Here is a 20,445-nt window from a genome sequence, read left to right on the forward strand (position 1 = left end):
TTTCGCAGACCCGCATTTTTGGCCCGACGCTTTTCGAAAAACGGCTTGCGCAGGCCCCGGTTTTCTTCTTCGAGTTGCAGACGCTCCGCAATGCGATTCTCCGTTGCATTTGCGCTTTTCCGCCATGGGAGGCAGTACTTGAAAACGACCCGTGAGTGATATAGGTTACAGATCACATTGATAACTAGAATATCCGGGGCATCAATATGGTTTCTACCAACGGCCTTCGCGTCTACGATGGCGCCGAATTCGCTCACGCGCTGCAGGTCGAGATGGATTCGTCTCCCAGCAAGAAGAGATCGGGTGCGCAGTTAGAGAAGCGTAAGCCGGCGGCGGAGCCGCGTGTGTCACCCACTGGCGCGAAACTGCGCAGAGCGATGGCGAGCGCCATGCACTCCACGCCTGAAACTGATGTCGATGACATGATGGTCTTGCTGGTCGACAACCCCAATCGGGCAGTACGGGAAACGATACGCGATATCGTCGAGCATGTTCCGTCAATTGTGGAAGCCCGTCAGAGCAAACTGACCGATGACGCCATAGACGCACTGGTGTCGGTGTATATGCGCACGCCTCCCAATGCCGAGGTTGAGAGATTGCTCTACGACAGCAATGCCAAGGCAAGAGCAAGGTTTTTCGGGGAATGGCCGAGCTTTACGAGCAAGGATCTGGCGGACGTTGCCGGACATGGGTCCAAAAACAAGAGCATGACGGCGTCGCGATGGAAAATGAAGGGAAAGGTATTTTCGATCAAGCACGGCGGCGTCGAGTATTTTCCAGCCTTTCAGTTCGAGGAGGGGCAGCCCATTGAAAGCATCGCCAGGGTGCTTGCCCTACTTGGCGAGAAAAAGTCCGGCTGGCAATTGGCATTCTGGTTCACCTCTCCCAACGGATGGCTTGCTGGCAAGCGCCCTGTCGACGTGTTGAAAGACGGCGATGCCGCGGTTTCCGCCGCATCCCGCGAGGTTGAATATATCGCCGGATGATCGATGCCCCTCCGTCCCCGTTCCCGGCCTCGAACTCGCGTGAGATCAAGGCTCGGACGAGGTTCCACAGAGTCCATGAACAGCGTTTCGCAAGCTGCTCTTTCAATCCCGGCAAAGGCCGCCCCAGCCGTTTTGCCCCGCTGTTCCTGGGCAGCGGCGCTGTCCCCACGCAGTATCTGGCAACCGACTACGAATGCGCCGTTCACGAGACAATCTTTCACGATGTGCCGATTGACGAGCCGAACAAAACCGTTGGCGTCGACAATATCAAGCCCCTTGCCCATTCTGTCATTGAGTTGAAGCGTGATCTTGTTCTCGTTCCTCTTTTCGCCCCTGATCTTGCGAAGTGGGGCGTCGGCAGAGGAGACCTCATCGATACGACAGCCGCTGACTATCACATCACTGCGCAGTGGGCCTTGGCCATCCACAAAAGCCGGCCGGACGCGCATGGCCTGATCTGGACATCGAAACGCTGTGATCCACAGCAGGCGGTTCTCCTGTTTGGAGATCGCGTCGCCGAGACCGATTTGAGGGAAATCAGCAAAGTCGGAATCTACTCGAACGTCGGGGAAATGCGGCAGGTTGCTACGTTCGCCGCGCGCGTTGATATCACCCTCGTGCTGTAATCGCTTTGGTGTAGTCTTCCGACCCTACCAGCGGCTGTAGGAGGAAAAGGCGAACGACAACGCAGCCGCGTCCCAAACCCAGTCAAATACGAGCACATCGGTTGTGGTCGTTGCCTATTTTAAGGTGCCCACCCGAGAGGCCAGCGGCGTGTCAGGCGGCGTGACTAGTTGTTGCCTATGCCAATTCGCGTCAACCATCCCGCGGGAAGCCGCTGCCTACGCTTATTTGCCCCTGCTCATCGCGATCGAGACGGTTCACGTCAATGACGCTCATACCCGCCCGTCGACCGGCCTCAAGACCCTGTTCGCTATCTTCGAACACGACGCACCGAGCCGGTTTCATTCCCAGCAAAGCGGCCGCGTGCAGAAACAGATCCGGCGCCGGCTTTGGATTTGCCACGTCATCAATCGTAACCACGTGGTCGAAATACTCCCGAAGCCCGGTCGCTTGTAGCGTCGCTGCCACAACTTCGAGCGAACCGCCAGAGGCAACAGCCATGGGAACCAAAGTGGCCAGCCGACGAACGGTTGCCGCAACTGGACGAACTTCGCGCACAGTATGTACATTCTGAAGGAAGCGCGACCGCATGGTGTCGATGACGGCTTTGCGATCGAGCACGACGCGGAATTCTTGCTCAAAGGCGTCCATCAGCACCCCCTCGGACATTCCGGCCCGCACAAAATACCATGCACGGTCCATCAGTTTGCCGGACAGTGAAAAGGCGGCTCCCCATGCGTCCGCATAGATAGGCGGAGTGTCAACAAGTGTACCGTCACAATCAAAAATCACGGCCTCGAAATTATGTTCAAGCGTTCGAATATCAATCATGGTTGTTCCCTCGTCCGATCGGGACGTTGACGTGACGCAACGGCTCGATACAACTGGCTCACTGCTTTACCCCCGAAGCGCTCATGTGCGGATAAGTGCGATACCGCGACTTCGGAAACAGAGCGTAGCGTCGGACGCGGCCGGTAGTATGCGATCGACCACAGGGTCGACGACGAAGAGGGTGCCAAAGTCGGTTTCGACCTCATACTCGACATGATCTCCGAGGTATGCTGAATGCAGAATGCGACCGGCAAAACCGTTCCCAGGTTCCGCGGAGAGTGCGATCGCGCCAGGACGAACGGCAAGGATCGCCGCACCCGGCGTTGCCTTGCCCGCCGGTACGCGATGCTGAAAGCCACCAATGCGGATTTCAGCATTTTGCCCATGGATGCCGATCACCTCGCATGGGATGACATTCGCCTCCCCCATGAAATCGGCGATGAATGCAGAAGCCGGCGCCTCGTAAAGATCGCGCGGGGTCCCAGACTGAGCGACTTCGCCATCCTTCATGATGATGATGCGGTCGGACACAGCAAGCGCCTCGTCCTGATCGTGCGTGACATACACGGCCGTGAAGCCGAGGCGCTGCTGGAGTTCGCGGATGTCCGTGCGCACCTTGCGGCGCAGGCGGGCATCAAGGTTGGATAGTGGCTCATCGAGCAGCAGCACCTGCGGCTCCAGCACCAGTGCGCGGGCGACTGCAACGCGCTGCTGCTGGCCGCCGGATAGTTCGGCGGGAAGGCGATGGCCCATGCCCGCAAGGCCAACAAGGGCCAACCCCTCCTCCGCCTTCTCGCGCGCTTGCTTACGACCGAGACCGGACGATTCCAGCCCGTAGGCGACGTTGTCGCGCGCATTCATGTGCGGAAAGAGCGCATAGGACTGGAAGACCATCGAGACGTCGCGCTCATTGGCCGGTAGCATAGTGACATCCTTGCCGCCGATGAGGATTTTTCCGGCCGACGGATGTTCGAGGCCGGCAAGCATGCGCAGCGTCGTTGTCTTGCCGCAGCCGGAGGGGCCAAGCAGGGTGACGAGCGTGCCGCGCTCGATGGTGAGCGAGAGGCCCGGAATGGCAGTGAAGGCGCCAAACGTCTTACGCACGTTCTGGAAGACGACGGAACCGGCTTTATGGTTGATCATGCGATTTTCTCCTGGCGAGGGGTAGCGAATGTGGCGAGGCCGGCGACGCGGTTTTCACGGCGCAGGCGCCGTTCGCCCACGATGAACTGGAAGCCGGCGATGACGGTGATCATCACGACGATCAGCATGGAGGAATAGGCGATGGCCACGCCGTACTCGCCATTCTCGACAAGACCGACAATGTAGGAGGTCGCCATATTGTACTCGGCGCTAACGAGGAAGATGACTGCGCTGATGGAAGTGATTGCGCGCACAAAGGAATAGACGAGCGCCGCGGTAATGGCCGGGCGCAAGAGCGGCAGGATGACCTTGCGGACCGTGCGGAAGCTGTTGGCCCGAAGCGTCAGGGAGGCCTCATCCAGGCTCTTGTCGAGCTGGCTCATCGCAGCGATCCCGCCGCGCACACCGACGGGCATGTTGCGGAAGACGAAGCAGGCGATCAAGATCAGTGCCGAGCCGGTCATCTCCAAGGGCGGAAGATTAAAGGCCATGATGTAGCTGACGCCGATGACCGTGCCGGGAATGGCAAAGCTCATCATCAAGGCGAATTCGAAGGCATTCTTGCCGGCGAATTTCTGGCGGACGATGATATAGGCTGTCAGAAGACCGACGGCGGCGGTCAGCGGGGCGGAGACCAACGCGATCTCCATCGTTGTCCAGAACGAGTTCCAAGCGACGCCCGTCCAGACAATCCCGTTTTCGAAGCTGATAGAGAAAGCTTTGGCGTAGTGGTCGAGCGTCAGCGAATTGTCGAGACCCCAGGTCTTCACGAAGCCGCCGATCAGGATCATTCCGTAGATGACGAGCGTGAAGAGGATCCACGGAATAACCATGGCATGAACACCGATCGACAGCCCGCGCGGCAGCGCGATATGCGACCCGCTATCGCCCTTGCCAGTGACGGTGGCGTAGTTCTTGCCCGATAGCCAGACGCGCTGGGCGAGGAAGGCCGAGAGCGTAAAGAACAACAGCACCATGGCGAGGACAGCCGCGCGCGACGGATCGTTCTGCGAACCGACCACGGCGAAGAAGATTTCCGTCGAGAGCACGCCGTGGCTGCCGCCGAGTACCAGCGGGTTGCCGAAGTCGGCCATGCTTTCGATGAAGCCGATGAGGAAGGCGTTGGCGAGACCGGGCTTCATCAGCGGAAGCGACACCCGCCGGAACGTGCGCCAGCGGTCGGCTCGCAGCGTCGTGGAGGCCTCCTCCATTGACGGGCTGACGCCCTCGACGACTCCGATGAGCACCAGGAAGGCGATCGGCGTGAAGGACAGGACCTGCGCGATCCAGATGCCGGTGAGGCCGTAGAGCCAGCGGCCGGGCTCGATGCCGAAAAGGTCCGACAGGACCTGCGTTACGACGCCGGCGCGGCCGAAGAGCAGCGTAAGCGCCAGGCCGATGACGAAGGGTGGTGTGATGATCGGCAAGATCGTCAGCAGCCGCAGGCCTTTCTTGAAGGGAAAACGCGTGCGGGTGGCGACGAGCGCGAAGGCGAGGCCCAGAAGTGTCGAACCGAGGCCGGTCATGACGGCGAGCCAGAACGTGCGCCAGGCTACGCCACAGCGACCGGCACCGATCAGGCAGTTCAGGCTCCAGATGCTCGGATCCTGCATGTTGCGGATGAAGTTCTCCGCATGGTACGAGCCGTCGAGATCCTGCATCGAACCGACGAACATGCTGCCGATCGGGTAGAAGACGAAGACGGCAACAAGAAAGACGAGCAGCGTGATCGCGCTCACGACGAAGGCATCCCCCTTCATAGCACCGCGTTCGGCAAGGCCGAAGGCGAAGAGCAGCGCGAACGTGATGGCAGAGAGGACCGCACCCGCTCCCATGGAAGGTTGGCCATTCGAGAGCGTGCCGAAGAGCGTTTCACTTACTGTCCAGATCCAGCCGGAAAAGCCGATGGCGAGGCCTTGGAGCGAGAGGAAGAGAACGCCCATCGCACCGATCCAGGCGAGAAGGGCGCCCCGGCGCATCGGATCTGCCATGGTTCGAGCTATGACCGCCAGGAGAAGGAGCACGAGTGCACCGGAAAGCCACAGCCGGCCATGAGCAACCATCTGCACGACGGCAGGGGCAGCCTCCGGAGAAAGGGGGAAACCGGCAAGCCAGCCGAGCCCCAGGAAGCCGTTCTCGATTCGATACCAAGGTAATAGCGTCAATGCTACCACGCCCAGGACCAGGACCATGTCCAGCCTGCGATTGCCATGTCTCATGGCTGACCTCGCTCTTTGAGTGTGAGGAGGAGGCGCCTGGTGAGGCAGGCGCTTCCGATCAGGGTATCAGTTGGCGGCGGCGCCGATTTCGCGATCCCAGCGTTCCAGTAGGGCCTTGCGCTTTGCCGGATCGCCATAAGTCTTGAAGTCGTAGTCGATCAGCTTCATATCCTCGAAGCGCGGCGCCTCCTTCGGGATGATGGCGCTCTTGTTGGAAGGCAGCTGGAAGGATTTGGCATCCTTCATTCGCGACTGGACTTCCGCCGTCAGCGCCCAGTCGTACCAGACCTTCGCACTGTCGAGGTTGCGGGCGCCCTTGATGATCGACATAGACCCGATCTCATAGCCGGTGCCTTCGCAAGGCGTGATCGATTTGACCGCGAAGCCTTCCGCGGTCTGCGCCACCGCATCGTGCACGAAGACAATTCCAACCGCCGTCTCGCCGCGTGCTGCCGCCTTGACCGGTGCCGAGCCCGACTTGGTATATTGCGAGATGTTGCCATTCAGCGTCTTCAGGTAGGCGAAGGCCCGCTCCTCGCCCATGATCTGCACGAGAGAGGCGAGCGCCGTATATGCGGTGCCGGAAGAATTGGGGTTCGCGATCTGGATTTCGCCCTTCAGTTCCGGTGCCAGAAGGTCGGCCCAGCAGACCGGCTCTTTGTAGCCCTTAGACTTGAAGATTTCTGTGTTGAAACCCCAGCCGAGCGCGCCGGCATAGACGCCGACCGTCTTGTACCCGGAGCTTTCGGCCTGCTTCTTCGCCCAGTCATTGAGTTCATCGAGCTTCGGCGATTTGTATTCAAGCGTCAAATTCTCCGACGCCGCCTGGAGATGAGGGTCGCCCGTGCCACCCCACCAGACGTCGGTCTTCGGGTTACGAGCCTCGGCGCGTACCTTGGCATAGGTCTCGCCGGACGACAGGCGGACCATATTCACCTTCACGTCGTTATGCGCCTTCTCGAAATCGCCCTTCATCTGCTCGCAGATCACGACGTCTGCCGAGCAGATAAGGTTGAGCTCGCCATTCGCCTGCACCGGTGACGCGCCGATCGCCGTGCCGGCGAAGAGCATGAGGGAAAGGGTCTTCATTTTCATGGGCATCCTCCTGTTGCCTTGGTCTGATTTCCGCGCGAACAAGACACAGCAGGGCCATCGGCCCACTTGCGGCGGCTTGTACATGTTTTCGGATTTGTGCTTTGCCTAAAGGGCTAGTTCAGTTTGTCGCAGCGATTTCCGCGTCAAACCTGCGCAGCAGCCGACTTCGTTCATCCGGCGAGCCGAAGGTGGCGAAATCATAGTCCACCATCTTGATCATCGAGATATCCGGGGCTGCAACCGGGAGGCTAGATTTCGCGTTGGACGGCACTTGGTTCTGCCCAGACGCCGCGCCCGTACTCTGCCCTTCCGGACTGAGCGCAAATTCGACGAAGCGTTTTGCTTCCTCGATATTCCTTGTACCTTTGATGATGCTGACGGCGCCGATCTCGTAGCCAGTGCCTTCGCAGGGTGCGACGATGACGAGGGGGAAACCCACTTGTCTCTGCGTGACGGCGTCATGCATGAACGAAATGCCGATGAGCGTTTCTCCGCGCGCAGCCGCCCTGATGGGGGCTGCCCCCGAAGGCGTGTAACGTTCGATATTGCGGTTGAGCGCGGCGAGATACCGAAAGGCCTCGTCCTCGCCGAAAAGCTGCACCAACGTCGCAAGCATCGTGAACGCGGTGCCCGACGAATTCGGATTACCGCTCTGGATGCGGCCACGATAAGCGATGTCCGTGAGGTCCTTCCAGCAGGTCGGCGCGGGCAGCTTTAGCTCCCGCAGCAGAGCGGCATTGTAAGCGAAGCCGAGCGCCCCCGCATAAATGCCGGCCGAGCGGCCGCCGGACATGACGAAGAGGTTCTGCGCCCAGGGCAACATGTCGCGCTCATGGGCCGGCTGGTAGGCTTCGAGAAGATTTTCAGATCCGGCTTGCAGATGGGCATCGCCCGTGCCGCCCCACCAGACATCGCCGGCAGGCGCTGTCTTCTCCGCGCGGATCTGTTTGAGAATTTCGCCGGTGCTTTTGCGGGTAACGGAAATTTCGAGACCGGTCTTCGCCTCATAGGCCGTCTTCATCGCGGCACACCACATCTCGTCCGCACCGCACAGAACGGTGAGCGACACGGCTGCCATGCCGGCACTGGCGGTCGCCAGCCACAAAGCTGCTACCGCGCTGAAAGCGGTGATACCTCTCACAATTTCCTCCCATTGGACTTGCGTCCCAATCTCGGCAGTCAGGATGTCACATCTGCTGTCTTGCGCAATCGAAGAACGATTACGGTTCTTACAGCGGAAGCGGTATCGCCGCGGAAAAGATGACAACCGTTACAAATGTGACAGACCGCGCAACATTCGCCCACTTTGAAGATCGTGACGGCTCTGCGTATAATACATACGGGAGGACGTGCATGTGTTGAACGAGAGGATAACAATCCTGATCGTCGAGGACGATCCGGACATGGCTGAACTTATCTCCGACCTCGTTGAGGCGGAAGGGTGGACACCTCTCACCGCGCGGTCGGCTGAAGAGGCCGCGACCGTGCTTTCGCGCAGAACCGTCCATCTTGTCCTTGTAGACCACAATCTGCCCGGCACGTCCGGCCGCACTTTTGCGCAGCGCCTGCGCGCACAGACCAATATCGGTATTGTCATGGTAACGGCCGCCGGCAGCGCCCTGGACCGCGTGCTCGGCCTCGAAACTGCGGCAGACGACTATGTGGTCAAGCCCTTCGAGCCCATTGAACTGACTGCCCGTATCAAGGCGGTCCTGCGCCGAACGATCCCCTGGCTGAAACCGGAGCGGGAAAGCGAGCGAGAGCACGAAGCCACATCCCTGAAGCTCGGTGATTGGTCGGTAGACCTCGAGCGCCGTCGCGCGATATGCCACATCGACCCCGGCAAGTCGCTTACAAGCGCCGAATTTGCGCTGCTCCAAATTCTCGCCGAGACACCCAACATTCCCGTCAGCCGGGCGCATATTCTTGACCGATTGGGCGGTGCGGAAAGCGAGCGCTATGTCGACCGCAATGTCGACGTGCTCGTGCTGCGTCTGCGTCGCAAGATCGAGCGCAATCCGGACCTGCCGCGCCATATCAAGACGCGGCGTGGCAAAGGCTATGTCCTGGCCACCGACGATGGCGAGATCGAACCGTGATCGGTTGCCCCTTCCTTTCCTCCATCGCGTTTCGCCTTCCCTTCGCCATAGCCTGCATCTGCGTGCTCGTGTTCAGCCTGGCGGCAATCGCCGTCTACAGCTTGGAGCGGACGCGCCAAGAGATGGCCGCCTATAGCTTGCAGGCGTTCTCTAGTCTCGCCAAGACCTCGCTGGTCTCGCGACAGGTTTCCGATCTCGTCTCTAGCGCACCTTTCCTGATGAACGCTTCATCGCCCTACCGGGTCTCCAGCGAAAGCCGTTCGATCGTCTTTCAGGTCGATGGTCTTTTGCGCGCCATCCAACCTGAGAGCGACGGGGCCGTCCTGGAGGGCTTTGGGAACAGCCGGATCGTCGAACTGCTCCAAACGATCCGCACGCAGACGACGGCGCTTGCGGGCGATGCGGACTCCGCCCAGCAGCACAAGGCGGAGGCTGCGGCCGCGCTCGGCGAGATCGCGACTGGCAGCGGCCTGGCGGATGCCGACTTTCGCGCTCGCCTGAACGGCATAGTGCAATCCGCCTCCAATTCGGACAGTCTCTTCCAGCTCGGCGAGTTGCGCCGCCGATACGTCTTGGAAACCTCCCCGCGCCTCGAACGCGCTGCGCCCGATATACGGATCGCCGCGGCCGAACTTGCACCTTACGAACGAATCTTCGAGGCACAGACGCGCTATCTCTTCGAAATGTTCGCCATTCGCGCCGCGGTCTCGCGTCTGCACACCGTCTCGCGCGATCTGTCCCATGCCACGGAAACACAAAGCGAGGCCGTTGCCCGCAGCCTCAGTGACGACCTCGTCTCGACCTCCGACGCCTTGAGCCGCATTCTCGTCACCGTCGCCGTCGGCTCGCTGCTCGTGTTGGCAATGGCCGCGATCTCGATCCGCTCCGTCATGCGCGTCTCGCGCGGCATCGTCTCCCTTTCGAACGGCATGAACGCGCTTGCCGAAGGGGGCACAAACGTCGAAACCCCCAGCTACAACGGCACGGAAACGGAGCTGGTGCGCCTGCTCGAAGCCTTCCGTGCGTTCCGCGAGAGCGTCGAGCGCGTCACGCGGCTACGGCGCACGACCGAAGCCGCGGCCCGCACCATCCGCTCCACGTTCCGCAGCATGAATGAGGGAATCGCGCTGTTCGATCCGCGTGGGCGCCCGATCACGATGAACCGCCGCGTCATCGAGTTGATCGGCTGGTCCGGTTCAGCGAGAAAACTGCCGCTCCGAAGGTTCGTCGCACCCCTGCAGGAGATCGATCCGGCCGATCTGCCCGACGACGACGATGCCGGCCTACTTCGCGACCAGTCTGTGCTCCGCCACCGCGCTGAAGCGGGCCGGGTGACGGAAGTGTCGTTATCTCGCCAACCAGACGGCGGCATAGTCCTTCTGGCGCGCGATATTACAGACATGGACCGGCAGGAGGCTGAGGCAGCAAAAATCCAGCGCCTTGACGGCATTATGCGCATGACCCACCAGGTAAGCCACGAGGTAGGCAACATGATCGGCATCATCACCGGCAGCCTCGGCCTCCTGGAGCGCGAAACAGGCTTCAACGACCGGCAAAAGCGACACCTCGCTCGCATCCGTAAAGCTGCCGACCGCGGCCGGTCCCTCGCCGGCAGTATGCTTTCCATTGGCAGCCAGCAGCCAATCCACCCTGACGTGGTGGAAATCGGCGTGGTGCTACGCGGTATGGCCGACGTGCTGGAAATTGCCGTCGGCGAAAAGTGCCAGCTTGCGTTCGAAATTTCCGACGACCTGCCCACCGTCCGTATCGATACCGCACTCTTCGAGCAGTCGATCCTCAATCTCTGCCTCAACGCCGCCACGGCTATGCCGACTGGTGGAACAATTCTTATCCGTTGTTCCCGGAGCGAACCCGGCGTCAGCGTCAGCGTGACGGATGACGGCATCGGCATGACACCGGAGGCAGTCGACAGGGCTTTCGAACCCTATTTTACGACCCGCGACGCAGAGGGCGGTGCGGGTCTTGGCCTGGCAATGGTCTATGGGTTCGTACGCCAAAGCGGCGGCGACGCTCGCATCGCATCGCTGCCGGACAAGGGAACGGTTGTCGAGCTTTTGTTTCCAGCCTGAAACTGGCTTTACGCAAAGCGGGGGAAAACTCATAATCACCGCCGATGTTAAGATTCGTACAAAGAATGGTGATGGGCGCGATTGGGATTTGGTGCCGCGAAGAAGGTTACTTCCTCGACAGTGATATCGGTAGAAAGGAGCTCGATTTAGCTGTTCAGCGGCGCGGAGGCGGACCGCCCAGGCACAGCTGGTGCGGGTTCTGCGGCTCGAAAGGGAAGCTTGATGTACTGAACCCAAGGTGCAGAATGTCGGCCAGCAGATCGATGACGTCGTTACCGCTGGCAAACTGTCGTCGGCCGTCTGAGAGATCGACAGCACGATCGGGAACCCAGCCCAGTCTCGCCTTTGTCGAGGCTGCCGGGAATATCGCCTCCGACGGCGACGGTGACCGACGGCTGCCGATCAACCGAGGTTGAGCCGCTTTCGCAGATCGGCATTTTCAGCACGCAGCTTCTCGGCCAGCTGCTTGCGCAGTCTCTGGTTTTCCTCTTCCAGCTGCAGGAGATCCGCAAACTCGTCAACTGCCGCCACCGACGGTGCAGTCGCTGCCGGCACGGCCTTCGGAGCACGCTTGACAGGCGCACGCTTGGCGCTTGGCGCACCTTCGTCGGACTTTGCCTTGCGTCCCCTCTTCGGCTTGACCGCTGCGGCATTCGAAGCCGCTGCCGGTTGCGCCGAAACTGCGGCTGAGGCCGTCTCAAGCGCCGCCTTTTTGGCGCGAGGTTTGCGCTCCTTCTTCGGTGCGGGCGCCGCAACCGTCGGCGTGTCAGCATCTGTCATCGTATTCATATCGTCGGCCATTATGGTCTCGTGTAAAGCCGCTGCATTTGTCTCCTGCTCGATCGGCGGTGTCAACAACGCCGCGCCCTGTTGTTTGCCGGCGAAAGACGTTCCGGATCTGCCAACTTCGGAAGTTCCAGAAGGAATGGCATTGCCTCGTCCTGCAGATCTTGCGCAACGGACTTGAGATCCATGTCTCCCCCGATCGAGCTCGGATTTGATATTTGAGAGGCCGGTATCTGCGGTGACGTTCCGGCGACGCTTTCAGCATCGCGACAAGCCCTGCCAGATAACCCCTATCAATCGAGCGGGCCAGGCCTACGGCCATACTCGGCTGCCGATATGCGCCAAGACCCTTTTTGATCAGCCTGCGGCACTACCTGGACTAGCAGCCAATTCCGCCGTCAGCACGCAGCGAGAGGTTCGGGCACGTTCAGCCATCGCGTCCTCACCACTCGCGTTTGGCGGCCGCAGGTCAAGATGAGCAGGCGGGCATCAACTGCGACTCGCCGTTACCTCCCGCATTGGAGCGCTACCAGCGTTAGTAACTTCGACCGCTATTTCATTGCCGTCTCGATCGGGGCTACGAACTCGGTAGGCTGTGGTGGTAGGTAAGATGGTGAAAGCCCTTCACACCCCTATTAGTCCGTCAGCGAGCGTTCGCACCCACGGCCTTTACCAGCGTCTGATGCAGCCCACGCGCTGGCGAAGCCGAGGGCGCATGAGGCGCGGCCGCTCTGGCAAGAGTAATCGCCCTACCCGCTTCTGGCCTGACCTTGAAGCGGGAGATCAGCCGGGAAAGCGTAACGACTTCTTCCGCCAGTCGGCGGGTGTTTGCGGTCGCCTGCTCGACCATGGCCGCATTCTGCTGCGTGACCTGATCCATCTGATTGACAGCGGTATTAACCTCGGAAAGCCCGATTGTCTGCTCCTTCGCAGCGGTTGCGATGGAATGGACGTGGTCGTTGATCTTTGTCACCTGCGTTTGAATAACGCTCAATGCGTCACCCGTCTCGGTTACCAATCTTACGCCCGTCTGGACCTCGGTTCTTGAGCGGGTAATCAAACCCTTGATATCCTTTGCAGCCTGAGCGGAGCGCTGCGCAAGTTCGCGAACCTCCTGTGCGACAACTGCAAAGCCTTTTCCGGCTTCACCGGCTCGCGCAGCCTCGACGCCGGCGTTGAGCGCCAGTAAGTTTGTCTGAAACGCAATCTCGTCGATGACGCTGATGATCTGGCCGATTTCGTTCGAGGCCTGTTCGATACGACCCATGGCAGATACCGCATCTGTGACCACTGCGCTCGATTCGTTCGTGCTCTTTCGAGCCTCGCCTACCATCTGACTGGCTTCCGCCGCTCGACCTGTCGAATTCTTTACAGCGGCTGTGATTTCCTCAAGGCTCGCTGCGGTTTCCTCCAACGAAGCGGCTTGCTGTTCCGTCCGTCTGGCCAGGTCGCCAGCGGCGTTGCTCAATTCGTCAGTGCCGGAATTGATCGTGTCTATCGCCGCCCTCACCTCGTCCATGACAGTTCGCAGTCCGCCCATCGTCGAATTCACATCACGCCTAAGCTCGCCGAAAGACCCTTGGAATTCCCCATGCATTTCATCGGTGAGATCACCCTGCGCCAATGCCGCAACAACGCGTTGAGTTTCACTGACGCCTTCGTGCACGGTGGTTACCAGCTGGTTGACGCTTGTCGCGAAACGATCAAGATCGGGATTGTCATAGGCCTTCTCAACTCGTTTCGTGAAGTCGCCCGCCACCGCCGCCGCGACAACAATGGAAATGTTCGAGGAGAGATCGGCGCTTTTGGCTTGCAAGGCACTTTCCTGGGCATTCAGTTGACGCACCTTAATGGCGTTTTGCTTGAACACCTCGACTGCGGTAGCCATATCGCCGATCTCGTCCGCCCTGTGCGCGAATGGTATTCTCGTATCCAGGTCGCCGTGTGCAAGCTGCTTCATAGTTGCTGTCAACTGATTGATCGGGCGGGCGATCGCCCTCGACCCAAAGATTGCCGATCCTAGAAGCGCTGCGACGACAAGAAAGCCCATTCCAAGGCTAATTTGGAGCGCCAAGCGCGACGCGGCCCGCATTTGAACTGCCGCTTCGTCCGCCTTGCTTTTGGCCGCATTCACACATTCATCGAGCAACGATCCGATCTGATCGGCAATGACCAAGAGCCTGCCTTGAGCAGACTTTTCCTCTCCGGAAACCTCGGCAGCCTTGGCGGGGCTGTCAAATCTTGCGCCGACAGCTTTCGAAAGACTTTCATACTCCGTCATCCACTGACGGGTCAGCTCGGTGACCGCAGCTATCCGGTCCTTGTTCGCCTGCAGCGTGACATGGGCGCTCGCACTCGACAGATAATTTGTGACCGACTCATATCGTTTGGCAACATATTGGCGCGCTTTTATTGCCTCTGCCGATGTCTCCGCGAGGCGCAGGTCCAACATTCCTATCATCATGCCACGTAACGATGCTTTCGCATCGACCAGGTCACGGGAAATAACCAGTTGCGAGCGACCGAAATCGGAACTCCTATCGACCGAGGCTCCGCCAACCAAGACCGACACCAGCAGGGCCAAAACCATCAGAATGCCGGCGGCTGACATGGCGCTCAGCTTGGCACTGATGCGGGCGAAAAGCTTTGACGGCATCATAACACTCCTGTCGTGCCGAACGCCCTGGCCCGGCGACGCAATTGATCAACGAGCCGGGCAAAGGTATCCCAGCGGCACATTCATGGGGAACTCAAATGCGTCTTCACACGCTCTGCAAGGAGGTGATCAATTAGAATTATGACAGATTGCTTAAGTTTCCGTTGAGGTTAAAAGCGCACGAACGGCTGCCATTCAATCGGCGCAGGCGACTAGCCAGCAACCAGCGGAGGCTTGCTTCCGCACATGGAAACGGGCTGACGGCCGTACCCAGACCTACCTGCAGGTCACCTTAACCAGCTCTGCACTCAATCTATCCACACGAAGGATCCGCCGCCGGCGCAAGAAGTTGTAGTGCCCAGCGATCACGTGCTGTGTCAGCACGTGGCTCGGCATCGACGGTACGTCTCCCCGTCGCGATTGCCTCCAAGATCTCACGACCCCCTTAGGATGCGTCTCGGCTGCGCCAGACCTTGAAAAGTCCGATGGCGCAGATTGCGATGATTACGGGGTCAGCTAAAACGCCGGGGAAGCTCGGATGCCAGCCAGGACGAACGATGGTCTGAATGATCAGCAGGTAAGCGATGCAGCTTGCCAGGGTTATTGAGAGGATCATCAATTGGCGGTTGGTCATGGTCTACCCGTTATCAAATGCCCGTAGCCTTCTCTACCATAGCCCTGCAAACAATGCCTACCCGCGCCAGCCTGTCTTACCGCTAGAGGAGTCCTCGAAGAGGAAAAAACAACCATCCAATGAAGACTGTGGCGGGTGCGTTACGGCTTGCAAAGCCATCACCTCTTTAGTGGGAAACCACAGCCCTGTCCGGTCGACGAGCTGCGGCCGCCCCCCACGGAAGGCGGCTCGCTGATCCTAAAGCTTGCATCAGAGCTTCAGGGTATCAATCGTCCTTATTTTCCAAAGTCCGGTGGTCGATTTCGAGTGAAAGCCACGCATGACGTTGATCATTGTAGACCGACTGCGACGGCTCTAGGCCCTGCCTGTCGTCGAAACAGCCGAAAGCGATGGCGGTCAAGCCGGGTCGCAACTCAGGCTTCCAAAAGACAGTTGATCCACAAGCGGGGCAGAAATGGAAATCGATAGATTTTCCACTGTCGCCGATCCGTCTGAAGACCGATGCGTGACCGTGCTCTTCCGTCGCTTCAGACGCAAAGAACACCGCTATCCCAAAACCTGACCCGGTACGGCGTTGACAGGCGTCGCAATGGCATATGGAGACCTTCTTTGGTGCGCCGGAGGTCATGATAGAAAGTTTGCCGCACGAACACATCGCTGTTCTCTTCAACGGAACTCCTCCTCCATCCTCATCGGAAAGTTGTGGTTACAACCTTTCCTTCAGGAGGCGCCATCATACTGGTTTCGATAGATTCTGATAGCAAGGACGTGCAGGCGCTCAACTCGCCAGCGTCGGTCAAATGGCCAGCTTGACCCTTATGAGATTAGCGGATGTAATGTGCATCTGAGAGGTGCAGTTTACCCCCAACCAGCAATCTCAGCGGTCGGCGCCTATGGCGCTGACCGTCCTTTCAGTCAAGCGATCCATTTGCTCTAGTTCCTTTTGGTGGGTTGGTGGCCTCTATCATCCCGGTTACCATCATTATGCCTAAGCCGAGCGTAGAAGAGTCTCCGGCTTAGGAAGAGCCCGCGCACGGGGGTACGCGCGGGCTCTTTCGTGTCCGCAAAGGGCATTTGGCGGAGGCGTCCTCGGCCTCAACAAGCAGATATCCGTAGCCGCGCTAGCAAGAGGTGGTGGCAGGGACGGCAACATCGGCATACCCCACCAATCTTGGCGACCTGCTCCCAGGTAATTCGCAGATGGAGGTGCGGGAGGGCGCACCGAAAATTCGCTGCAAGGAGGTTTCACCACTTCGGATGGCTTGGGGTTAAAATTGGGACATCATCTATCGAGAGCGGCCAAAACCATTTCGGGTTGCCCTTCTGATTATTTTTTGACCGGCCTACGACCATTGTTTGTGCATGCGGGTCTGAGCCGATGGTCGGAGATGTCGCGCCGCCGCACCTTGCGGACCGCAACTTCCAGACCTTGAAGAACGCCATAGTGGCATGGCGTTTGCATGGCTGGCCCGTGAAAATTCCTGCGGCGGGCACAATTTGACGAATATCCTGACCTGTTTTTTACTTGCTGCCGCACTCTCTCTCAGCGTGCGCCGGTTCCTTGTTCCATACATTCGCGCGGACGGTAGAGCCGAAGCAACCTCGCCGCTGACGATGGTCGCCAGCGCCGTTTTTCTGACGGCCCTGGCCCTGACCATTGCGGATACGGATGTGCTGCGCGCTGCGTTGACGCTTGCCAGTGGCCTGCTATTCGCAGTTCTTTTGGACGGTCTGAGGCCAACGCTTTTGGTTGCCTTGTCAGTCGCCTGTCTCATTGCCTACCTGGGCCTGCGCTGAAGCTTCTGAGACTACGCCGCCGCGGTCGCAAGCCTTTGCTCACGCGGAAGTGCCCTGGCGACCGCATTAAGCAAGTCGGTCTGCGTGATCAATCCGAGTATCCGCCGTTCATCGTCTACGATGACGACCGCATGCGTGCGGCCATCAGTCAATACGGGCAACAGGCCGAAAGCGACATCGTCGGATCGTGCGGTCGTCGCCTCAGAGATCCGCCGCTCCAACGAGCCGGACGCTAAGGCGAGCTCCCTTAAGCCGACTGAGCCGACAAGGCTCCTGTCGGCTCCCCTGACTGGCAGGGTCCGAACGTTGTGATTTAAGAGAAGCCAACGAGCCTGCTCCACTGTTGCATCGATATCGATCGCAATGACATCGCGCGACATGATATCCGCACATCGGATGTCGCCGTTGGCGCGCGAGACCGCCTCAAGCTCCACCTGCCGCAATACCCGGCCCAGATCGGCACGATCGATGTCAAACGTTTCGTTCAGCTTCGCAAGCGCCGCATCGATATCCTCCTCCCGAAACCCGGCCCGTTGCGCGGGCGCCGGGTCCGAAGTGCGATGCACGTTTGCCGGTTGCGGAACGACATGCGGATAATTGTGGCGCGACAGTCTGTGAAACAGCAAGCCTACGCCTACGAGCAGGCATGAATTTAGCGCGACTGGGACGAATGGAAAGAGCATCCCCCAACTTGCAACCACCGGCCCGCCGAGGACTGCCGTGAGTGCAGCGGCGCCCCCGGGCGGATGCAGGCAGCGCGTGAAGGACATTGCGGCAATCGCAAGTGATACTCCGACACCTGTTGCGATGATCGGATCGTTTATCAGGCTTGCAGAAAGAACGCCCATGATAGCCGATATCGTGTTGCCGCCGACGATCGACCATGGTTGCGCAAGCGGGCTGGCAGGCACGGCAAAAAGTAGAACCGCCGACGCGCCCATCGGGGCAACGATGAGCGGCAAATGAGCGCCTTCTCCGAAGAGAACGCCGCAGAGCATACCCGTCAGTGCGATGGCAACGAGTGCACCCAGGCATGCAAGAAGCCTATCTCGAAGGGTGGCGCCGGCGAGGATTGGATAGAACAAGCGGAATGAGAGGCGAGCTCGCCTTCGAGCGGCGTCTTCTTGCTTGGGAGATGACATGCAAAACCTGGTGATGAGTTTGTGAGAACTTAGGAGGGACGAGCCGACGATCTCGGTGTAGCGGCGCCGGAACTGACGAGAATCGCTTCAAGACCCTGAAGCGTCGCTGACCTCCGGTCCCTCTTCGAAATCAGCAACGTGTCGACCGGCCCCAGCGAATGAACTTCGATATCGGCGCTCCAGTGCATGCCATCCAAAACGGAGCGGGGTATGACGCCGGCAGCATTGCCTGCAACGACGTGGGCCAACATGGAATGGTAGGAGCCCACCTCAAGGGTTGGGAGATCGGCCGTCAGCCTTACCCACCGTTCGGCAACGCGGCGATAGGTGCAGCCGGGCTCAAGCGCCGCCAACTGCCGTGATCGGATGTCACTGGCGTCCCGGACCGGCAGGTGGTTGGGAGGAAGAATAAGAAGCAGTTCTTCCTGGTAGATCGGCGTTACGTGGAGCAGCCCGTGGCGGTCGAAGGAGACCGCATTGTCGGTTTGGTCTCGCGGCGGCCGCGCGACAAGCGCGCAGTCCAGTTCGTCTGCAATAACGGCAGCGGCAAGGTCTTGAGTAGCGCCGAGCGTCAATTGCAGAGACACCGAGGGCCAATTCTCATTGAACTGAGCAAGGACCGGAGGCAACCTGCTTGCGGCTGTGCTCTCCATGGTACCAACTCGAAGGGTTGCCATGTTCTTCATCGCAAGACGGGCTTCTTCGGCAAGTGCAACCAGCCGTCGCGCGTAGGTCACAAACGTCCGGCCCTCGCGGGTCAATGTCATTTTTTTCCCCTCGCGGCTGAACAACTGCGCGCCGACTTGTTCTTCGAGCAGTTGGATGCGCGTGGTAACATTCGAAGGAGCTCGGGCAAGCTTTCTTGCGGCACGCGTGACGCTTGTTTCACAAGCCACAGCAAGAAAAATTTCGAGTGATGTCGGGTCCACGTTGATCTCGCCAAACGAATGATGCTGCGCTATCATTTCCTAAATGCGAATATCATTCAAGGTTGATCCTAGGGGCAAACTCACGCCAGCGCGAAAAGAATGAGCCGATGAGCAATGAAAACGAGAAAGAACTTCCAGCAGCCTACGCGTCTCCTGCTTGTCTGATGCATGAAGTCGATCCAGTCTATATGGGACTGGGGGTAGACCGGGCGACCATCAACGCGTGGCGAAGAGATGAGCGCCGCCGGCTGATCGATCTGCGCACACTTCTCAGTTCTGAGGAACGCCAACGCAGAACCCTCCTGCTCAGGCAGCATCTTGATAAGCTTCTGCCCAATCTGGGCGGCCGGAATGTCAGCTTCTATTGGCCATTTCTGGGAGAACCGGATCTGCGGGGCTGGATCGTGTCCGCATCGGCAGGTGGGGCGATCGGCCTCCTGCCCGTGGTGACGGAACGGCGGAAACCGTTGACATTTCGTACCTGGAGCGTCGGTGAGGAGCTTGAACAAGGGGTTTTGAACATCCCCGTGCCTCGCCATGGGCAGGTGCGACGTCCCGACATTATCATCGCGCCGCTCGTCGGGTTCGACGCGCAATGCTACCGCCTTGGTTTCGGTGGCGGTTATTTCGACCGGACGTTAGCGGCTCTGGATCCGCCACCCCTCAAAATCGGAGTCGGCTTCGAGTTCCAAGAGATCGAGAGCATTCGCCCTCAAGCCCATGACATTCCTATGGATGCGATCGTGACCGATGTTCAGGTGCGGGTTCGCCCAGGCCGAGACGCGGCGCTCAGGCTGGAAGGCGAAAAATGATCGTCGTACCGGCCGAGTGGACGGCACCGCTTTGCCTGGCCGCTGCGATCGCGTTTGCGTGGCATCCGTTCCTCATTATCTTTCGTCGAGACACAAATCCCGCCGCACAAACATCCATTACAACAATGGTCGCCACCAGCGTGGCGCTGATGACGGTCACGCTTTCCTTTGCCCATTGCGGTTCGGTCATCGGAAGCCTCGTCTTCGCACTCGGCCTCGCAGGCTCCCCGATAGCCAGGCGCTACCTGCGCCCCGCGCTCAGCACGGGGCTTTCCGCGGTCAGTCTTGTCGCCTCTTTCTCGATTACTGGCGGCCTTCAGGTATAGGAGCGAAGACATAATGTCGGACCGGAAATATCCGCAACTGGCTTGGTCGCATTGGTATGCCTGGTACCCCGTCCTGCCCGTCGATGACTCGATTCATTGGCTGGAAGCGGTGTATCGGCGGAAAGATGAGGCGGGAAGGTGGGTGTACCGTAAGCGCTGTTGTCTCCGCACCTTGACCACCCCTGAACGAACTTACTCCTCCGCTGACAACTGAGCGTGTGGGTCGTGGTACCGTCGCCTGTCATTGTCTTTGGGAGGCCGAAATGTGCAAGAGAG

The 20,445-nt window shown here is 59.4% G+C and carries 18 protein-coding genes; 7 read left to right on the forward strand and 11 right to left on the reverse strand.

The features are described 5' to 3' along the window. The first annotated feature begins 206 nt into the window (after positions 1 to 206). Both C5J26_RS22080 and C5J26_RS22085 read left to right on the forward strand, forming a co-directional pair. Positions 207 to 986, forward strand: coding sequence for a hypothetical protein (locus tag C5J26_RS22080; protein WP_172746015.1), 780 nt, complete (start codon positions 207 to 209; stop codon positions 984 to 986). Continuing rightward, a complete protein-coding gene (locus C5J26_RS22085; RefSeq protein ID WP_105403728.1) occupies positions 983 to 1,612 on the forward strand; it encodes an RES family NAD+ phosphorylase in 630 nt (209 codons plus the stop codon). Before C5J26_RS22080 ends, C5J26_RS22085 begins: the two co-directional genes overlap by 4 nt. A gap of 190 nt (positions 1,613 to 1,802) precedes the next feature. On the opposite strand, the gene C5J26_RS22090 is transcribed toward C5J26_RS22085, so the two are convergent. From C5J26_RS22090 to C5J26_RS22110, 5 genes are all read right to left on the reverse strand, one after another. After that, positions 1,803 to 2,441, reverse strand: coding sequence for an HAD family phosphatase (locus tag C5J26_RS22090; RefSeq protein ID WP_105403729.1), 639 nt, complete (start codon positions 2,439 to 2,441; stop codon positions 1,803 to 1,805). 81 nt (positions 2,442 to 2,522) lie between these two features. After that, positions 2,523 to 3,584 carry an ABC transporter ATP-binding protein gene (locus C5J26_RS22095; RefSeq protein ID WP_105403730.1) on the reverse strand — a complete coding sequence of 354 codons (1,062 nt, stop codon included), beginning with the start codon at positions 3,582 to 3,584 and terminating at the stop codon, positions 2,523 to 2,525. Then, positions 3,581 to 5,803, reverse strand: a complete 2,223-nt coding sequence (locus C5J26_RS22100; protein WP_105403731.1) for an iron ABC transporter permease — start codon at positions 5,801 to 5,803, stop codon at positions 3,581 to 3,583. The genes C5J26_RS22095 and C5J26_RS22100 overlap by 4 nt, the downstream gene beginning before the upstream one ends. 66 nt (positions 5,804 to 5,869) lie before the next feature. Then, positions 5,870 to 6,892 carry an ABC transporter substrate-binding protein gene (locus C5J26_RS22105; protein ID WP_371412639.1) on the reverse strand — a complete coding sequence of 341 codons (1,023 nt, stop codon included), beginning with the start codon at positions 6,890 to 6,892 and terminating at the stop codon, positions 5,870 to 5,872. Positions 6,893 to 7,016: 124 nt separating this feature from the next. After that, positions 7,017 to 8,039 (reverse strand): ABC transporter substrate-binding protein, encoded by a 1,023-nt coding sequence (locus tag C5J26_RS22110; RefSeq protein WP_105403733.1) that lies wholly within the window; start codon positions 8,037 to 8,039, stop codon positions 7,017 to 7,019. Positions 8,040 to 8,253: 214 nt separating this feature from the next. Here C5J26_RS22110 and C5J26_RS22115 point away from each other — a divergent pair, with 214 nt between their 5' ends. Then, a complete protein-coding gene (locus C5J26_RS22115; RefSeq protein ID WP_105403734.1) occupies positions 8,254 to 8,997 on the forward strand; it encodes a response regulator in 744 nt (247 codons plus the stop codon). Further along, positions 8,994 to 11,087 (forward strand): ATP-binding protein, encoded by a 2,094-nt coding sequence (locus C5J26_RS22120; RefSeq protein ID WP_105403735.1) that lies wholly within the window; start codon positions 8,994 to 8,996, stop codon positions 11,085 to 11,087. Before C5J26_RS22115 ends, C5J26_RS22120 begins: the two co-directional genes overlap by 4 nt. A gap of 402 nt (positions 11,088 to 11,489) precedes the next feature. On the opposite strand, the gene C5J26_RS33335 is transcribed toward C5J26_RS22120, so the two are convergent. The 4 genes from C5J26_RS33335 to C5J26_RS22140 form a co-directional block, all read right to left on the reverse strand. Further along, positions 11,490 to 11,888, reverse strand: coding sequence for a transcriptional regulator (locus tag C5J26_RS33335; protein ID WP_245441239.1), 399 nt, complete (start codon positions 11,886 to 11,888; stop codon positions 11,490 to 11,492). 628 nt (positions 11,889 to 12,516) lie between these two features. Further along, positions 12,517 to 14,529 carry a methyl-accepting chemotaxis protein gene (locus C5J26_RS22130; RefSeq protein WP_105403762.1) on the reverse strand — a complete coding sequence of 671 codons (2,013 nt, stop codon included), beginning with the start codon at positions 14,527 to 14,529 and terminating at the stop codon, positions 12,517 to 12,519. 445 nt (positions 14,530 to 14,974) lie between these two features. Next, a complete protein-coding gene (locus C5J26_RS22135) occupies positions 14,975 to 15,163 on the reverse strand; it encodes a hypothetical protein (RefSeq protein WP_105403736.1) in 189 nt (62 codons plus the stop codon). 265 nt (positions 15,164 to 15,428) lie between these two features. Beyond that, positions 15,429 to 15,833: a GFA family protein gene (locus tag C5J26_RS22140; RefSeq protein WP_105403737.1), complete on the reverse strand. Its 405-nt coding sequence runs from the start codon at positions 15,831 to 15,833 to the stop codon at positions 15,429 to 15,431. Between the two features lie 779 nt (positions 15,834 to 16,612). Here C5J26_RS22140 and C5J26_RS22145 point away from each other — a divergent pair. After that, a complete protein-coding gene (locus tag C5J26_RS22145; RefSeq protein WP_105403738.1) occupies positions 16,613 to 16,960 on the forward strand; it encodes a hypothetical protein in 348 nt (115 codons plus the stop codon). A gap of 11 nt (positions 16,961 to 16,971) precedes the next feature. On the opposite strand, the gene C5J26_RS22150 is transcribed toward C5J26_RS22145, so the two are convergent. Together C5J26_RS22150 and C5J26_RS22155 are read right to left on the reverse strand one after the other, a co-directional pair. After that, positions 16,972 to 18,102: an HPP family protein gene (locus tag C5J26_RS22150; RefSeq protein ID WP_105403739.1), complete on the reverse strand. Its 1,131-nt coding sequence runs from the start codon at positions 18,100 to 18,102 to the stop codon at positions 16,972 to 16,974. Positions 18,103 to 18,131: 29 nt separating this feature from the next. Then, the gene (locus C5J26_RS22155; RefSeq protein WP_105403763.1) at positions 18,132 to 19,031 is read right to left on the reverse strand and encodes a LysR substrate-binding domain-containing protein; all 900 of its coding nucleotides are present in this window, start codon (positions 19,029 to 19,031) and stop codon (positions 18,132 to 18,134) included. A 107-nt stretch (positions 19,032 to 19,138) separates the two neighbouring features. On the opposite strand from C5J26_RS22155, the gene C5J26_RS22160 reads away from it, so the two are divergent. Beyond that, positions 19,139 to 19,843, forward strand: a complete 705-nt coding sequence (locus C5J26_RS22160) for a 5-formyltetrahydrofolate cyclo-ligase (protein WP_105403740.1) — start codon at positions 19,139 to 19,141, stop codon at positions 19,841 to 19,843. Beyond that, entirely contained in the window at positions 19,840 to 20,169 is a 330-nt protein-coding gene (locus C5J26_RS22165; protein WP_105403741.1) for a hypothetical protein, read from the forward strand. The genes C5J26_RS22160 and C5J26_RS22165 overlap by 4 nt, the downstream gene beginning before the upstream one ends. The last annotated feature ends 276 nt before the right edge of the window (positions 20,170 to 20,445 follow it).

It is taken from the genome of Neorhizobium sp. T7_12 (assembly GCF_002968535.1).
Lineage (GTDB): Bacteria > Pseudomonadota > Alphaproteobacteria > Rhizobiales > Rhizobiaceae > Neorhizobium > Neorhizobium tomejilense.

What these genes read in the sequence shown, in the direction of transcription:
- C5J26_RS22080 (WP_172746015.1), top strand. Translation starts at nt 207, where the DNA reads ATGGTTTCTACCAACGGCCTTCGCGTCTACGATGGCGCCGAATTCGCT.
- C5J26_RS22085 (WP_105403728.1), top strand. Translation starts at nt 983, where the DNA reads ATGATCGATGCCCCTCCGTCCCCGTTCCCGGCCTCGAACTCGCGTGAG.
- C5J26_RS22090 (WP_105403729.1), bottom strand. Translation starts at nt 2,441, where the DNA reads ATGATTGATATTCGAACGCTTGAACATAATTTCGAGGCCGTGATTTTT.
- C5J26_RS22095 (WP_105403730.1), bottom strand. Translation starts at nt 3,584, where the DNA reads ATGATCAACCATAAAGCCGGTTCCGTCGTCTTCCAGAACGTGCGTAAG.
- C5J26_RS22100 (WP_105403731.1), bottom strand. Translation starts at nt 5,803, where the DNA reads ATGAGACATGGCAATCGCAGGCTGGACATGGTCCTGGTCCTGGGCGTG.
- C5J26_RS22105 (WP_371412639.1), bottom strand. Translation starts at nt 6,892, where the DNA reads ATGAAGACCCTTTCCCTCATGCTCTTCGCCGGCACGGCGATCGGCGCG.
- C5J26_RS33335 (WP_245441239.1), bottom strand. Translation starts at nt 11,888, where the DNA reads ATGGCCGACGATATGAATACGATGACAGATGCTGACACGCCGACGGTT.
- C5J26_RS22130 (WP_105403762.1), bottom strand. Translation starts at nt 14,529, where the DNA reads ATGCCGTCAAAGCTTTTCGCCCGCATCAGTGCCAAGCTGAGCGCCATG.
- C5J26_RS22135 (WP_105403736.1), bottom strand. Translation starts at nt 15,163, where the DNA reads ATGACCAACCGCCAATTGATGATCCTCTCAATAACCCTGGCAAGCTGC.
- C5J26_RS22145 (WP_105403738.1), top strand. Translation starts at nt 16,613, where the DNA reads ATGGCGTTTGCATGGCTGGCCCGTGAAAATTCCTGCGGCGGGCACAAT.
- C5J26_RS22150 (WP_105403739.1), bottom strand. Translation starts at nt 18,102, where the DNA reads ATGTCATCTCCCAAGCAAGAAGACGCCGCTCGAAGGCGAGCTCGCCTC.
- C5J26_RS22160 (WP_105403740.1), top strand. Translation starts at nt 19,139, where the DNA reads ATGAGCAATGAAAACGAGAAAGAACTTCCAGCAGCCTACGCGTCTCCT.
- C5J26_RS22165 (WP_105403741.1), top strand. Translation starts at nt 19,840, where the DNA reads ATGATCGTCGTACCGGCCGAGTGGACGGCACCGCTTTGCCTGGCCGCT.